Raw genomic sequence first — 15,422 nt, forward strand, 5'->3', positions numbered from 1 at the left:
GAGCGGCCGGACGGCCTCCGACCCGGTGCGCGTCCCCTCGGCGGTCTTCGTTACTTCAGCACGAGCGAGGACCACGACTTGACCCACTGCTCCCGGTTCCCGGCGATCTTCTCCGGCGCGACGGTGGCCGGTTCGCTGATGACCGGCGCGTACTTGGTGAAGACCTCGGGCAGCTTCGCGTCGCTGCGGGCGGGGTTGACGAACATGTTGAGCGGCATGTCCTCCTGGAAGGCGCGGCTCAGCAGGAAGTCGACGAGCGCCCTGCCGCCCTCGGTGTTCTTCGCGCCCTTCAGCAGGCCGGCGAACTCCACCTGCCGGAAGCAGGTGCCGGTCGCGACACCGGTCGGCCCCTGCTCGGGCTGCGTCTTCAGACCGAGCACCTCGGCGGGCGGGCTGGAGGCGTACGAGACGACCAGCGGCTTGTCGCCCTTGCCGCCGCCGGCGCCGGAGAAGGTGTCGTAGTACGCCTGCTCCCAGCCGTCGACGACCTGGACGCCGTTGGCCTTGAGCTTCTTCCAGTAGTCCTCCCAGCCCCCGTCGCCGTACGTCGCGGTGGTGGCGAGGAGGAAGGCGAGACCCGGGGAGGAGGTGGCGGCGTTCTCGGTGACCAGCAGGTCCTTGTACTCGGGCTTGACGAGGTCGTCGAAGCTCTCCGGCACGGGGAGCTTGTGCTCGGTGAAGTACTTCCGGTCGTAGTTGACGCAGACGTCGCCGAAGTCGATCGGGGTGACGCGGTGCTCCGCGGCGTCCAACTGCAGCGCGGCGGGCACCTTGTCGAGGCCCTTGGCCTCGTACGGCTCGAACAGGTCGTTGTCCAGGGCCCGGGACAGCAGGGTGTTGTCGACGCCGAAGAAGACGTCGCCCTGCGGGTTGCCCTTGGACAGCACGGCCTGGTTGACCGCGGCACCGGCGTCGCCGCCACGCAGCACCTTGACGGTGTAGCCGGTCTGCTCGGTGAACGCCTTCAGCACGTCCTTCGACGCGGCGAAGGAGTCGTGGCTGACGAGGGTGACGGTCTTGGAGGCGGTGCCGCCCTTCCCCTTGGCGGTGTCCCCGCCGTCGCTGCCGCAGGCGGCGAGCGCGGTCGCGCCGAGCGCGACGACGAGGACGGTGCCGGCCGCACGCCGACGGATGGTGCTCATGTGGTGACTCCCTACGCCGGTATGACCCGGATCAGGTCCGAGGGTCTGCGGCCGTGCCGCACTCTCAGCGCTTTCCGCGCTCCCCTGTCGGATGTTCTTTTGTGTGCTGTGCGTGGCGTCGCGGCAGACGGCCGCAAACGACCGTCACCCTAGCAAGCGCGGATCAGCGCTCGGAAGCCGCCAGCTGCCCGCAGGCGCCGTCGATCTCCTGCCCCCGGGTGTCCCGGACGGTCACCGGCACGCCGTGCGCCTCCAGCGCCGCGACGAACGCCCGCTCGTCCTCGGGCCGCGAGGCCGTCCACTTCGAGCCGGGGGTCGGGTTCAGCGGGATCAGGTTGACGTGCACGCGGCGGCGCTTGAGCAGCCGGCCCAGCAGGTCCGCCCGCCACGCCTGGTCGTTGATGTCCCGGATCAGCGCGTACTCGATCGAGACCCGGCGCCCGGACACGTCCGCGTAGTGCCACGCGGCGTCCAGCACCTCGCGCACCTTCCAGCGGGTGTTCACCGGCACCAGGGTGTCGCGCAGCTCGTCGTCGGGCGCGTGCAGCGACACCGCGAGCCGGCACTTGAAGCCCTCGTCGGCGAAGCGCAGCATCGCCGGGACCAGGCCCACCGTCGACACGGTGATGCCCCGCTGGGACAGCCCCAGCCCGTCCGGCTCCGGATCGGTCAGCCGGCGGATGGCGCCGACGACACGCTTGTAGTTCGCGAGCGGCTCGCCCATGCCCATGAACACGATGTTCGACAGCCGCGCCGAACCGCCCGGGATCTCCCCGTCCCGCAGCGAGCGCATGCCCGCCACGATCTGGTGCACGATCTCCCCGGTCGACAGGTTCCGGTCCAGCCCGGCCTGGCCGGTGGCGCAGAACGGGCAGTTCATGCCGCAGCCCGCCTGCGAGCTGATGCACATCGTCACCCGGTCCGGGTAGCGCATCAGCACCGACTCGACCAGGGTGCCGTCGAACAGTCGCCACAGCGTCTTGCGCGTGGTGTCGTTGTCCGTGCTGCTGTGCCGCACCACCGACATCAGGTCCGGCAGCAGCCCCTCCGCCAGCTTCCCCCGCGCCGCCGCCGGGATGTCCGTCCACGCGGCGGGGTCATCGGCGTAGCGCGCGAAGTAGTGCTGCGACAGCTGCTTGGCGCGGAACGGCTTCTCCCCCAGCTCCGCGACCGCCTCCCGGCGCTCCTCGGGCGAAAGATCGGCAAGGTGCCGCGGCGGCTTCTTGACTCCGCGCGGCGCGACGAATGTGAGTTCTCCGGGTGCAGGCATGGTTCATCCAGTGTCGCAGATCGTTTGGGGCCGCCCAGGTCAGATGGGTGAGGCTCCCGTCACCCTCAGGTGTCCCCTGTCAACGCTGGTCAACCTTTCACGGCCCACAGACGGCCCAGGATCCAGGCCATCCGCCGCGCGGCGCCTTCTGATCCGTTGCTCGCTAGGCGTGTCACCTGGACGCCGCGCCGCTACGGGTGAGCGGTCGGGACGTTGCCCGAAAAAACGTGCGTGAGTCGGGGACAACCCTGCCCCTGACTCACGAGTCACACAGGCGTCTGACTTTGCACGTGGTCCGCCTTGGTCCGAAAGGGGCCCTTACTCTGTGATGACTCGTACCCGGCTGTCCACGCTGGCCGCGACGGCCGCGCTCGCCACCACCGGCGGCCTGATCACCGCCGCCCCCGCCTCCGCGGCGGTCACCTGCACCTCTCCCGTCTGGAGGGCGCAGTACTTCGGCAACTCCACCTTCAGCGGCACGCCGAAGCTCACCGCCTGCGACACCGTCATCAGCGAGAACTACGGGTACGGCGACCCGGCCGGCGTCACGCTGCCCAAGGACAACTTCTCCGTCCGTTGGTCCCTCAACCGTGACTTCGGCTCCGGCGGCCCCTTCCGGCTCTCCGCCGCCACGCAGGACGGCATGCGCGTCTACGTCGACGGTGTGCGGAAGATCGACCTGTGGAAGAACGTCTCCACCACCGCCCGCAAGACCGTCGACCTGACCATCCCGGCCGGCAAGCACACGATCCGCGTGGACTACGTCGCATGGACCGGCGTCGCCAACGCCGCCTTCACGTACGCCCCGCGCACCGAGGCCGCCGTCGACACGGTCAAGCCGCTCGCCCCGACCGGCCTCACCGCCGCGTACGACTGGACGACGGCCAAGACCACCCTGCGCTGGACCGCCAACAAGGAGATGGACCTCGCCGGGTACCGCGTGTACCGCCGGCTGAGCGCCACCAGCTGGGCCAAGGTCAGCGGGACGTCCCTGCTGACCACCCGGTCCTTCGTCGACGCCCCGCCCGCCACCGGCCAGACCTTCCTGTACGAGGTCCGCGCCGTCGACAAGGCCGGCCGCGAGTCCATCGGCAGCCCGGACGTGACGGCGTCGACCGTAGACCGCACCGGGCCGGCCGCCCCCACAGGGCTCACGGTCGCCACCGGCGACGGGTGGTGGGACACCCTGAACTGGCAGGGAGTCGCCGACACGGTGAAGTACGAGGTGTACGCCTCGTCCGCGGCTGCCGGACCGTTCGAGCTGCGCGGCACGACGACCACGACGTCGTACCGGACCAGCGGCGCCGTGAACACGAACACGTACTACCAGGTCCGGGCCCTCGACGCAGCCGGCAACCCGGGGGCGTACGCGACGGTCACCAGCGACGGCGTCGACCGGATGCCACCGAAGTCCCCGACCGGCGTCACCGCCGGCGCCCGTCCCGGCTACACCAACGTGCACTGGAGCCAGCCCGACGGTTTCTTCGAGGACTGGGACAACGGCGGGCACTACCGCGTGTACCGCTCGCCCGGCAAGACGTTCGACCCGACCGCGCGCACCCAGGTGACCTGCGTCGCGGAGGAGAGCCACGAGGCGAGCAACGGCGGCAACTGCTACGACGTGGACATGCCCGCGAACACGTACGTGACGTACGCCGTCACGGCGGTGGACCCGTACGGCAACGAGTCGGCGTACTCCGCGCCGGTCGTCGTCCGCACCGGCGACACCGTGGCGCCCGGCCCAGTCACCGGCGTGAAGGTCACCCCGCGCAACGACGGCATGCTGGTGAGCTGGGCCGCCTCGCCCGAGGACGACATCGACGAGTACGTGGTGTGGAAGGGCGTCCGGCAGGCCGACGGCACGGTCAAGTGGCTCGGCCCCGACACCTGCTCGGAGGGCACGAGCAACTGGCTCGCGATCCTCTGCGGCAACCTGCCGGACGGCGAGACGCACGTGTACGCGGTGATGGCCAAGGACCACTGGGGCAACACGCTGCACCCGAGCGACCCGAAGGTCACCGTGGTCGAGGCCACCGAGCTCGATGTCCGGCCGTCCGTGACCGTCACCCGGGACTGGAGCCTCGGCAGTCTGGGCCACAACCGGACGGCCACTCGTCCGTCCGTCGACTGGCAGTGCACCGACACGGCCCGCTGCGCCACGGTCACCGGCTACCGCGTGAGCCGGTGGAACCCGGCGACCAAGGCGTACGAGCCCCAGCACGACGGACTGCTCCCGGCGGACGCCCGGACGTGGGAGGATGCCACGGCGACGAAGGGGAACACGTACTTCTACACGCTGGAGGCCGTGACGGCCGACGGTGCCGTGGTGGGGACGTACCCCTGGTACACCGTCTTCCAGGACCGCGTCTGAGGGACCTGGGGGCCTGTCGTCCGGATCTTGCCGGGCTCATCCGGACGACAGGCCCTAGCTAGCCGGATCGGTCAGCGACGGCCATACCGGCCGCCCCGAGGCCGCAAGGCCCCGGAGGGACGCTACCGGACGGGGGCGGTTGCTGGGGTTGCGGTACGGAGCTGCTGTACAGCGACCGGGCAGGAAGCCTGTCCCGCCGGCTCTTCATTGACCGAGAGCAATCGCACCTTCCGGCCTGTCTGTGGCACGCTGCGCCGTCACCAGATAGCCCGCGAAGCTAACGTCCGACCTGGCCTTCGCCCACCCGTCCGCCTCCTTGGCAGGAACCAGCACGGTCGTGCCGGGAACGGGGTAGTTCACCTTGTCCGTAGCGCCCGGGGGCACCCCGTAACGGCAGTGCACCTCGGCAATCGACAGCACCTCCACCGAGGTAGGTGCATGCCCGTCCCCCTGGCCGTGGTGCTCCTCGCGAAAGTCGATCTCATCCGCACGTTCGCTGCCAACGACGTCGGCGTAATCCTCCGGATCGACCTCCAGCAGCGTCCAGGAGACAACATCCCCTGGCGCGAAGCTCTGTCCGCAGCCCTGGATCTGCCAGTGATCGATCCAAATCGTCAACGTCATGCCGCCATTGTCCGCCGAGGGACCTGAGCTCATCAGGGGCCTCGCGCATGATCTACGACACCCGCTTTAGGAGCGAGGTGGGGCAATCGTAGGCCTGACCTGCGGGTCCCTACCTTGGGCGGAGTCCAGCTGCACGTCCCCCTGCACACCCCGACTCCCCGTGGTTCCCCGCCTGTTCTGGCACGGATGTGGCACGACCGCTTTTCGTCTCGAAGCAATGCAGCCGCACCACTTGCCTCCCCCCGGACCTTCCGCTGGGGGACCCAGCTCGACGTCCGCCCGGTCAAGGCGTTCGGGGACGGCTCGGACATCACCGAGCAGGCCGTCGCCTCCTACGTCGCCAAGTACGTCACCAAAGCAGCAGAGAACACCGGCACCCTCGACCGCCGCATCGGCGAACTCGCCGAACTCGACCGCCACCACGTGCCCGACCACACCCGCCGCCTCATCCAAGCCTGCCGCGAGCTCGACAACCTCTACCCCGACCGGCGCCTGTGGGCCTGGGCACACATGCTCGGCTTCCGCGGCCACTTCTCCACCAAATCCCGCGCCTACTCCACCACCCTCGGCGCCCTCCGCCAGGAACGCGCCGACTACCGCGCCGCCCAAGAACGCGACGTCCTCGGCCTGGAGCCCATCGAGCCCGACACCGTCCTGGTCCTGGCCGACTGGCAATACGCCGGCCACGGCCACACCCCCGGCGAATCCGTCCTCGCAGCATCCATCGCCCGGGACCTCCAGCTCAACCGCGAAACCGCCCGCGAAGCCCTGCACGACCAACTGGCCCTGGAAGGAGCCGCAGCATACGGCACACCCGCTTCCTGAGCGGTACCTGACCCCGGCCGATGTCGCCGAACTGCTCGGCGTTCCAGTCGAGACGCTGTACCAGTGGCGGCGCAAGCGCACCGGTCCGCCGGCCTTCCGTATCGGTCGGCACCTTCGGTACGACCCCGCCCGGCTCCGCCAGTGGATCGACGGTCTCACCGAGGTGGCTGCCTGATGGCCGGACACATCCAAGATCGCTGGCATAAGACCGAGCCGGGGCCTGATGGCAAGCCCATGAGGGTCAAGTCCGCCCGCTATGGCAATGGACTGCGGTATCGGGCCCGGTACGTCGGCCCGGACGGTACGGAGAAGAGCAAGTCCTTTCCGGACCGGCAGAAGCGCCGGGCGGAAGAGTGGCTTGCCGAGACCGCCGCCGATATGTCCAGAGGCCACTATGTCGATCCCAAGGCGGCCCGGCTCACGTTCCAGCAGTACGCGGAACGCTGGGTTGCCGCCCAAACGACGGATCCCACCACCCGCATCGCGGTTGAGACTCGCCTGCGCCTGCACGCCTTCCCTCGGATCGGTGCCCGCCCGTTGGGTTCCTTCCGGCCGCTCCACATTCGTGATTTCGTGCGCGACCTGGAGCACGACTTCATGGCGGGAACGTACGCCCGCACCATCTACGCCAACGTGCGGGCGGTGCTGTCGGCCGCCGTCGTCGATGACGGTCACCTGGCGCGCAACCCGTGCGGGGCCGCCTCTGTGCGCCCGCCGGCCGTCTCCGCCAACCGGGTCGTGCCGTGGCTCCCCTCACAGGTGCGGGCGGTCCGAGAAGCCCTCCCTGAGCGCTACCGGGCGATGGTCGATGTGGGGAGCGGCTGTGGTCTCCGGCAGGGCGAGATCGTGGGCCTGGCCGATGGCGCTGTCTCCTTCGTGACCGACACACTGCGGGTCACGACCCAGGTCAAGCTGATCCGGGGGGTAGCAGTCTTCGCTCCGCCCAAGGGCAACAAGGAACGGGATGTGCCGCTCCCGTCGTCTGTCGCCTCTGCCCTGCGGCAGCACATGGCGAGCTACGCTCCCGTGAGCATCAAGTTGCCGTGGATGAGGCCGGACGGGCCGCTGGCGGAACGGCAGCTGCTCTTCAGCAACACGGCCGGCGGAATCGTCTGGCGCAGCAACTTCAACGTCCAGGAGTGGAAACCCGCCCTGGCAGCCGCGGGCCTCATCCCCACGCCCGACCCGGGTGAGCCTTACGCCTCCGCCCGGCACCACGGTATGCACGCCCTGCGCCACTTCTACGCCTCGGTTCTCCTGGACGCCGGGGAAAGCGTGAAGGCTGTCAGTGAGTGCCTGGGCCACTCCGACCCCGCGATGACGCTGCGCGTGTACGCACACTTGATGCCGAGCAGTAGCGAGCGTGCCCGCCGGGCCCTGGACGGCGTCTTCGGCACGGCCGGAAGCCTGACGGCCCAGAGACGGCCCAACGGGCATTAGACGGCCCCCTACTGGCGGGAAATCCGCTGGTGGGGGGCTTCTTCATGTCCCGCGAACACGAGTTCTCCGGGTGCAGGCATGGTTCATCCGGTGTCGCAGCGCGGCATCTATCCGCCGCTCCGGCTGCGGTGCCACTTGAGCGCGGTCGCAAAAAGAGCCGGGCCGAGCATGAGGTAGGAGATGTGAACCGTCGGCCGCATGACGTTCCAGGAAATGAGCGCGAACTGCGCCCAGAAGATCAGCCAAAGCCACCACGGCATCACGCCCGGCACCTTCTTCTTCGCCATGGCCCCCCTTCCGCGATGGCGGAGACGGTATCGCAGCGTGAAACGGCACACCAGACTCCGTGATCACCGGCCCGTAGCATCGGCGCGCGGGGAACCGCCCCGGCTTGCACGCTGTCGGGTGCGCGCGACCTGGACCGGCTACGTCAGCTTCGGCCTGTCGGCCCGTCTGCCCACCCACCTCCACTCGACGACCGAGGAACGCGGCCGGGCGTGCTGTTCAGTCGCCTGAGTGGCCCCAGAAGTAGATCTCCTGAGGGACGCCCTCGTCGTCGTGCAGCACAGCGCACCGTCCGACCCACCGCGACCGGGGGAAGACGTCGAAATCCTTGACGTGTGCACGCGTCAGCTTGCCGGTGTCGAGCAATGCGCGCGCCTCCTCGGCCGTCACAGGTTCCACGGTGTTGTAGCCCGGGGTCTCGTCAGGCCCCACGACCCGGAAGATGTCCAGGATCGAGTGCGTGCCGGCCTCCTGGACCAGCTCGTCGGCCCACAGTTCCTCCAGCGACCGCGGGCGAGGCTCCCGCTCCGCCTTCGGTCGCCAGTCGGCGCCGTTGACCCAGTAGTAGTCCCCTGCCTCGAACACCTCGCGCCGCAGCTGTTGGAGCGCCGCGTTCAGGTCTTCCTGGTACGGCACGTAGTAGTCCCACTCCGAAGCCCCCACCCGTCCCCAGCCCCTTCCCTTTTCCCTTGGACCGCGGAAGCTAGCAGCCGGCTCCGACATTCAGGCTCAGGTGGGAACGCGGGCGGTAGCGTCTGCGTCATGTCCGATGCTCTCGACGTGGCGGTGGCGCTGCGAGGCGGGGTGACCAGCCGTTCCCAGGCCTGGGACTTCGTTCGCCGGTTCGCCGACGAGTGGACGGCCCACCCGTTGTGCCCCGAGGACGGCTGCACCGCCGCCGAACTGGACGCCGCCGAGACCGAATTGGGATTCGACCTTCCCGCCGTTCTACGGGAGGGCTACGCGCTGCTCGGCCACCGCGACGACCTGACCAGGCAGCAGGATCCGCTGGTCCCGCCGATGGGCCTCCATGTGGACGGCGGCTTCGGCGGCGTCCTCGTCTTCCGCGTCGAGAACCAGGACTGCGCGTCATGGGGCATCCCACTGGACCGGGTCGAGCAGGACGATCCCCCCGTGGTGGTGGAGTCGCACGAGGGGTGGGTCCCGTTCCTGGACCGCATGTCCGTGGCCTGGGTGGAGCTGGTGCTGAGCGAGTCGCTGCTCGGGGCAGGAAGCCTTTACGACGCCTGCGAGTTGCCGGACGCGCTCCTGCCGAACCTCGCGGCGCGCTACACACGAGTCGACCTGCCCGACCACCGGATGTGGGCCGGCAGGGAGGACTCACCCCTGCGCTGGTACGCGGCCCCGGGCCGCCTGCTGCGCCGCGACGGGGTGCTCGACCGGTGCTGGCTCCACGCGCGTGGACGCACGGCCGCGGATCTCGAGCGGATCCGCGACGACCTGCCGACCCGATGGGTCGCCTGACCGCTGGTTCCGTGATCGTGCCGTCTGCGGCCCCGGCCGCCCCGTTCGCGGCAGCTCAGTGCTTGAAGACGTCGACCCCGCCGGGCTCGGCCTCCAGGGACCGGCGGTCGAAGACCAGCATGCCGAGGAAGAACAGCCCGCCGACGACGAGCAGGCCCACCACGATCACCAGGGGCACCAGCGCCTCCCGCGGTGTCACCAGGGCGATGAGCGCGACGACCGTCCACGCCAGGGCGGCGAGGGCGACGGGCAGCTCGAGGCGTCCCAGGTCGAAGGCGCCCTTGCGGCGGCCCAGGCGTCGGCGTACCGCCAGGTAGAGGACGATCGTCGAGCCGTAGATGAGCGCCGGGAGGATCGTCGACGCCGTGATGAGCTCCAGCAGTGCGGCGCCGGGGAGCGCCACCATCAGGACGACCCCCATCGCGAGGATGAGCACGGTGGCCGGGATCGGGGTGTGCGTGCGCGGGTTGACCCGTCGCATGATCCGGTGCGCGGGGAAGCGCCCGTCGCGCGACATCGCGAAGATGATCCGCGAGCACGCCACCATCACCACCATCCCCGCGCCGAAGAAGGCGAAGGTGATCGCGACCAGCAGCGTCCGTTCCGTCACCGAGCCGAGCTGGTCCCGCATGATCGTGGCGACCGGGGAGCCGTCGCGGCTGATCCGCGGGACGTCCTCGATGGCCACGGTGAGCGTGATCAGGAAGAGCATGCCCAGCAGCCCCGCGGCCACGACCGAACCGACGATCGCTCGGGGGACGCTCCGGTAGGGGTCCTTGGCCTCCTCTGCGAGGTTCGCCGCGGAGTCGAAGCCGACGAGCGTGGCCAGGCCCATGATCATCGCGATCATGAGCCCGCCGCCGACGGTGAAGTAGTGCGGGGCGCCCTCGGTGATGCCGCGCGAGGTGAGGTTGCCGACCGCGCCGTTCCCCGTGACCGCCGCGGTGATGACGAGCGCGACCGCCATCACCACGACGAGTGCCAGCTCCAGCCCGACCGCAGCGCTGTTGACCAGGCTGACGAGGCGGGTGGAGGCCACCGCGAGCACGGCCTGGACGAGCAGCACCACGAGCGTGATGACGCGGGCCGTGTCCTCGTCCGGCCTCATGCCGGCGAGCGGCATGAAGGCCTGGCTCGCGAGGGCGTTGTCGATGGCGACCACGGCGATCGCCAGGTAGCAGAACGTCAGCCAGCCGAATCCCCACCCCACCTTCGGGTTCGCCAGCCGTGAGGCCCACTGGTACGAGGAGCCGCTGAGGGCGATGCGTCCCGCGAGCTGAGCCACCACCAGGGCCACCAGGGACTGCCCGACCGCGACGAGGATCCACAGCCAGATGCCGACGGGGCCCGCGTTCTGCAGCACGTCGTCGTAGGTGGAGAAGATGCCGACGGCCACGGAGATGAACGCGAACGAGATCGCGAAGACCTGGAAGGAGCCGAGGGTACGTTTCAGTTCCTGCCGGTATCCCCCCTCCTCGACCGACCTCTCGCCGGCCGACTCGTCCGTCGGGGCTTCCGCCACCTCAGCCACCTCGTCCTCGCTCGGGATCCTCCGGGCCGCGCCCGTTTTCCATATGTATGTCATAAATGCTTCCCGGCCTGCACCTTGAGGCTCCCCGGGCCGTCCGCACCCAGCGAACGTTGGCCAGCGCTGCACGGCTCACGGAGGGTCAGGGTCTGTCCACGCGCGGGGCGTCGATCGGGTGAGCCCGGCCCGGCGGCCGGGAACGGGCTGCGCCACTGGGATGACCTTGGCGCCGGACGCCGGTGGGCGCGGGTACGGATCTCGTCGACAGGGGCCCGAGCCGTGCCGGAAGGCCCTCCGGTTCGGTGCCGGCCAGAGATCGACGAGGAGTGTCTCCATGCGTCCTGCAGACAGGACCCCTCCGCCCTCCAGGCGGTCCCTTCGACGGTTCGGACGGCTCGTCGGCACGGTGGTGCCGGCGGCCCTGATCGCCACCGCGATATCCGCGGCCTCCCTGACGACGGCTCAAGCCGCCGACACGGACGACGCGGCCACGCCTGGGGCGCCGGCGTCGAGCTTCCCGTGGCCCGACCCGTACGACGACTACCCGTACCCCGACGGAGATCTCGACCCCGGTCCCGATCCCGGACTCGGCCTTCTCCTCGGCGTCGGGTCCCTCCTAGGCCTCGGTCGCGGACCCCTCCTCGACACCACCGGCAACGGCCCGGACTTCGACCCGGCCGGTCCCCTCCTCGGCCCCGGCCGTGGGCCCTTCCTGGCCCCCTACCCCGGCCCCGGCAGGCTCTCGGGGTGTGACATCGACTCCACCGGCGTGGACAACACGACCGACCGCGACTTCTCCGTGGCCGTGATCCGCGGCCGGACGTTCGTCGGCCAGCGCGACACCGTCCCGGTGGGCGGCACCTACACCTGGCAGGACCTCAGCTGGCTCCCCGGGTACCCCGGCACCGGGGTGTGCGGCGCGAGCGTGACCACCTCCTCGGTATCGGAGCTGTCGGTCAAGGTCATCACCTTCCGCGGCGACGTGGCGGAGAGCCGCTGCACCATCACCGGTGCCCTGCCGGTCTGCAGTGCCTGGAGCCCGCTGCTGGGCACCTTCCAGCCGCCCCCGGTCGCCATCCCCTGACCGGCCCGGGTCGACGGTCCGTCGCAGTGTGCGCCCGCCGAACGACGGGCACCGGCGTGGCCGGTCGTACGAGGGGCCGTCAGCCCCGGGTGGGTCCCGCCTGTGAGGCGGAGGACGGGAACCGGCCGCGCACCTGACGGGCCAGGCGGCCGTCACGCCCGGCCATGGGTAGGAACCACGTCGATGTGGCCCGAACCGGAACGGAATTCCCTCCGGTCCGGCTCGGGCCCGATGTCGACGAGGAGTCTCCCCATGAGTCCTGCAGACAGGACCGCTCCGCCCTCCGGGCGGCACTCGCGGTGGTACGGACGGCTCACCGGCATGGTCGTGTCCGCGGCCCTCGCCGCCACCGCGGTGTCGGCCGCCGCCCTCTTCCCGGCCCAGGCCGCGGGCAAGGACCGGGAGCGCGCGGCCGATCCGGCCGCGATACGTGAGTGGAACGCCATCGCCACGGACGTCATCGGCACCAGCCTGGGCCCGACCCGGCCCTCGGGGCAGGCCGTCGTCTGGCACGGGTTCGTCTCGGTCGCCGTCTACAACGCCGTGGTCGGCATCGAGGGCCGCTACGCACCCTACAAGTGGCACGCCCGCGGGCCCGCCGGCGCGTCGCCGGAGGCGGCGGCCGTGACCGCCGCACACCACGTCCTGCTCTCCGACTTCCCCGCGTCCCGCACGCTGCTCGACACCGCGTACGCCGATTCCCTCGCCAGGATCCCCGACGGCAACGCCAAACGGCAGGGCGTGGCCTTCGGGGCGCGAGCCGCCGACCGTGCCATCCAACTACGGCAAGGCGACGGCCGGTTCGCGACGGTGGAGTTCACCACCCCTCCGGCGCCGGGCGTCTGGCGGCCAACGCCGCCCGGGAACCTCCCGTTCATCGACACCTGGCTCGCCCGGCTGCGCCCGCTGCTGCTCGCCTCACCGTCCCAGTTCCGGCCCGGGCCGCCGCCCGCCCTGACCTCGGCCCGCTACGCCCGGGACGTGAACGAGGTGAGGACCATGGGCGCGCGGACGGGCTCGCCCCGGACCGCGCTGCAGACCGAGACCGCCCTGTTCTTCGGGGGCAACCTGGCCGTGCAGCTCCAGGCCGCGTTCCGCGACCACAGCGCCCGCCACCGCCTGGACATCGCCGACACGGCCCGGCTGTTCGCCGCGGCGAACTCCGCCGCGACCGACGCCGTCATCACCGCGTGGGACGCCAAGCTCCACTACGGATCCTGGCGGCCGATCACGGCCGTCCAACTGGCCGGCACCGACGGCAACCCGGCGACCGAGCCGGATCCGCAGTGGCAGCCGCTGCTCGTCACGCCACCGCACCCCGACCACATCAGCGGGCACGCCGCGGTCGCCGGCGCCGTGGCCCAGACCCTGACGGGGCTCTTCGGCACGACCCGCATCGACCTCACCTTCCCGTCCGACGCCACGGGCACCACACGGCACTACGACGACGCCGTGCAGTTCAACCAGGACATGATCGACGCCCGTGTGTGGGCCGGCATCCACACCCGGACGGCGGACACCGAAGGCTGCCTCGCGGGAGCCCGCGTCGGCCTCTGGGCCCTCACGCACTACTTCCGGCCCCTCCGCCCGGCGCACCCCCACGCCTCCCGGCCGATCCCGCGCACGTGCCCGCAGCCTGAGGCGAGCTGACCCGCCCTCACCGTCGCGTGCCCTCCCGCCCGGCACCCGGGGAGGGCACGCGGTCGCGAGAGCGCCGGGCCGGCCCGGTCAGTCCCACCAGAAGCTCCACATGCGCGCACGCGCCGACGGCCTCCCTTCCGGAGCGACGGCACGTACACAGTGTGCGCGCCGGGTGTGACACTGCCGTTGCCGGAACTGTGGATTCCGCCACAACCCGGGCGACCCTCCTGCTCCGAGCGGTTCCGGGCGCCGGACCGGCTCGGGCGGATGCCGCGCGGTGACTTGACTGTCCGTCACGCAGGGCCACGCGGGACGCGGGACGCGGTCCTGGACCTCACGGGGTGCGCTCCGATTCCGGGTGGCAGATCTCGCACGGCGCGACGTCCGGCATGCCGAGGGCGACCTCGAACTCCTGCCGGTTCAGCCGCCCGCCCCCGGGCACGCGGCAGTCGTCGCGATGGAGGACGCCCCGGCCCGCACCGCCGCGCGGATCGGGCACGCTCTGCAGCCGCCAGGCGGAGACGCGACCGCGCTTCCCGCCCCGAGTTCGCGGAACGGCGTCATCTCCGGCCTCCGCCCCGGCCACGACCAGGGAACCGGATTCCGCCTCCTGGATCTTGGCGTCGACTGCGGCGATCTGCATCTGCAGATAGAGGCGTATCACCCGCAGGCGCTGCGGATCCGGAGGAAGCTCGTACACACGTTCGAGTGTAAGCGGCGGACCGACCGCCGACCAGCGTCACGGGCCGCCGCACCCTGCGACCGCCGTCACGACGAGCGGCGACGGCGCAGGTCAGGGAGGGGTGTCGGCCGTGGACCGCTCAGCGGCAGGCCGCCACACGCACGGCCGGCTTCCCGGCCCGGCCGGGCTGCGCCAGGATGGGCCGGTGAACACGATCATCAGCGCCGCGGAGCTCGCCACCACCCTGCGCGACGGTACCGCCCCCGTGCTCCTGGACGTCCGCTACGAACGCGGAGGCCCGTCCGGGCTCGCGACGCACGAGGCGGGCCACATCGCGGGCGCGGTGTACGTCGACCTGGAGGCGGAAATCGTCGGACCGGCGGGCCCGGCCGGCCGGCATCCACTGCCGGACGCCGGGGTGTTCGCGGCCGCGATGCGGCGGGCCGGGGTGGGCAGGGGCAGCCGGGTCGTCGTCCACGACGGCGGCCAGGGCTGGGCCGCGGCACGGGCCTGGTGGACGCTGCGCTGGGCGGGCCACGACGACGTACGCGTGCTGGACGGCGGACTGCCCGCCTGGACGGCCGCCGGCGGCGGACTGACCACACGGGCCACCGCACCGGAGCCCGGCGACTTCGAGGCCGTACCGGGCGCGCTGCCGGTGCTGAGCGCCGACGACGCTGCGGCACTGGCCCGTACGGGGGTGCTGCTGGACGCGCGGGCGGCCGAGCGCTACCGGGGCGAGGTCGAGCCGCTGGATCCGGTGGGCGGTCACATCCCGGGGGCCGTGTCGGCTCCGACGTCCGGGAACGTCACCGCCGACGGCACCTTCCGTCCCGCCCGCGAACTGGCCGCCCGTTTCGCCGCCCTGGGGGTCACGGCGGACGGCGGCAGGGTCGGCGTGTACTGCGGTTCGGGGGTCTCGGCCGCGCAGCAGGTGCTGGCCCTGGCCGTCGCGGGGATCGACGCCGCGCTGTACGTCGGCTCGTGGAGCGAGTGGAGCGCCGACCCCGCCCGGCCCGTGGCGCCGGGGCCGCAGCCGGGCTGA

General features: G+C 71.1%; 14 protein-coding genes, 1 pseudogene and 1 riboswitch. Of the genes and pseudogenes, 8 read left to right on the top strand and 7 right to left on the bottom strand.

What is annotated here, in order from left to right; all coding sequences use genetic code 11:
• Window positions 1-50: 50 nt before the first annotated feature.
• Window positions 51-1,142 carry a thiamine ABC transporter substrate-binding protein gene (locus tag OG937_15105; GenBank protein ID WUD72932.1) on the bottom strand — a complete coding sequence of 364 codons (1,092 nt, stop codon included), beginning with the start codon at window positions 1,140-1,142 and terminating at the stop codon, window positions 51-53.
• Window positions 1,134-1,238, bottom strand: a riboswitch (TPP riboswitch). Its footprint overlaps the gene before it by 9 nt.
• A gap of 67 nt (window positions 1,239-1,305) precedes the next feature.
• Window positions 1,306-2,412, bottom strand: a complete 1,107-nt coding sequence (rlmN, locus tag OG937_15110; GenBank protein WUD72933.1) for a 23S rRNA (adenine(2503)-C(2))-methyltransferase RlmN — start codon at window positions 2,410-2,412, stop codon at window positions 1,306-1,308.
• A gap of 328 nt (window positions 2,413-2,740) precedes the next feature.
• Here rlmN and OG937_15115 point away from each other — a divergent pair, with 328 nt between their 5' ends.
• Entirely contained in the window at window positions 2,741-4,783 is a 2,043-nt protein-coding gene (locus OG937_15115; protein WUD78744.1) for a PA14 domain-containing protein, read from the top strand.
• A 204-nt stretch (window positions 4,784-4,987) separates the two neighbouring features.
• Here OG937_15115 and OG937_15120 read toward each other — a convergent pair whose 3' ends face one another.
• Window positions 4,988-5,407, bottom strand: a complete 420-nt coding sequence (locus OG937_15120) for a hypothetical protein (protein ID WUD72934.1) — start codon at window positions 5,405-5,407, stop codon at window positions 4,988-4,990.
• Between the two features lie 243 nt (window positions 5,408-5,650).
• Between OG937_15120 and OG937_15125 the strand changes: the two are divergent.
• From OG937_15125 to OG937_15135, 3 genes and pseudogenes are all read left to right on the top strand, one after another.
• A pseudogene (locus OG937_15125) lies at window positions 5,651-6,232 on the top strand (replication initiation protein).
• 7 nt (window positions 6,233-6,239) lie between these two features.
• Window positions 6,240-6,407, top strand: coding sequence for a helix-turn-helix domain-containing protein (locus OG937_15130; GenBank protein ID WUD78745.1), 168 nt, complete (start codon window positions 6,240-6,242; stop codon window positions 6,405-6,407).
• On the top strand, window positions 6,407-7,672 hold the full coding sequence (locus OG937_15135) for a site-specific integrase (protein ID WUD72935.1): 1,266 nt from the start codon (window positions 6,407-6,409) through the stop codon (window positions 7,670-7,672). The genes OG937_15130 and OG937_15135 overlap by 1 nt, the downstream gene beginning before the upstream one ends.
• A gap of 107 nt (window positions 7,673-7,779) precedes the next feature.
• Here the strand turns inward: OG937_15135 and OG937_15140 are convergent, their stop codons facing one another.
• Window positions 7,780-7,959: a hypothetical protein gene (locus tag OG937_15140; protein WUD72936.1), complete on the bottom strand. Its 180-nt coding sequence runs from the start codon at window positions 7,957-7,959 to the stop codon at window positions 7,780-7,782.
• Window positions 7,960-8,176: 217 nt separating this feature from the next.
• Window positions 8,177-8,620 (bottom strand): hypothetical protein, encoded by a 444-nt coding sequence (locus OG937_15145; GenBank protein WUD72937.1) that lies wholly within the window; start codon window positions 8,618-8,620, stop codon window positions 8,177-8,179.
• Between the two features lie 99 nt (window positions 8,621-8,719).
• Between OG937_15145 and OG937_15150 the strand changes: the two genes are divergently transcribed.
• Window positions 8,720-9,442, top strand: a complete 723-nt coding sequence (locus OG937_15150) for an SMI1/KNR4 family protein (GenBank protein ID WUD72938.1) — start codon at window positions 8,720-8,722, stop codon at window positions 9,440-9,442.
• Window positions 9,443-9,497: 55 nt separating this feature from the next.
• Here OG937_15150 and OG937_15155 read toward each other — a convergent pair whose 3' ends face one another.
• The gene (locus OG937_15155; protein WUD72939.1) at window positions 9,498-10,964 is read right to left on the bottom strand and encodes an amino acid permease; all 1,467 of its coding nucleotides are present in this window, start codon (window positions 10,962-10,964) and stop codon (window positions 9,498-9,500) included.
• A 340-nt stretch (window positions 10,965-11,304) separates the two neighbouring features.
• On the opposite strand from OG937_15155, the gene OG937_15160 reads away from it, so the two are divergent.
• Both OG937_15160 and OG937_15165 read left to right on the top strand, forming a co-directional pair.
• Window positions 11,305-12,054 (top strand): hypothetical protein, encoded by a 750-nt coding sequence (locus OG937_15160; protein ID WUD72940.1) that lies wholly within the window; start codon window positions 11,305-11,307, stop codon window positions 12,052-12,054.
• Window positions 12,055-12,306: 252 nt separating this feature from the next.
• Window positions 12,307-13,704 (top strand): vanadium-dependent haloperoxidase, encoded by a 1,398-nt coding sequence (locus OG937_15165; GenBank protein ID WUD72941.1) that lies wholly within the window; start codon window positions 12,307-12,309, stop codon window positions 13,702-13,704.
• A 325-nt stretch (window positions 13,705-14,029) separates the two neighbouring features.
• On the opposite strand, the gene OG937_15170 is transcribed toward OG937_15165, so the two are convergent.
• Window positions 14,030-14,395 carry a DUF6233 domain-containing protein gene (locus OG937_15170; GenBank protein ID WUD72942.1) on the bottom strand — a complete coding sequence of 122 codons (366 nt, stop codon included), beginning with the start codon at window positions 14,393-14,395 and terminating at the stop codon, window positions 14,030-14,032.
• A gap of 187 nt (window positions 14,396-14,582) precedes the next feature.
• On the opposite strand from OG937_15170, the gene OG937_15175 reads away from it, so the two are divergent.
• Window positions 14,583-15,422 (top strand): sulfurtransferase, encoded by an 840-nt coding sequence (locus OG937_15175; GenBank protein ID WUD72943.1) that lies wholly within the window; start codon window positions 14,583-14,585, stop codon window positions 15,420-15,422.

The organism is Streptomyces sp. NBC_00510 (assembly GCA_036013505.1).
GTDB lineage: Bacteria > Actinomycetota > Actinomycetes > Streptomycetales > Streptomycetaceae > Actinacidiphila.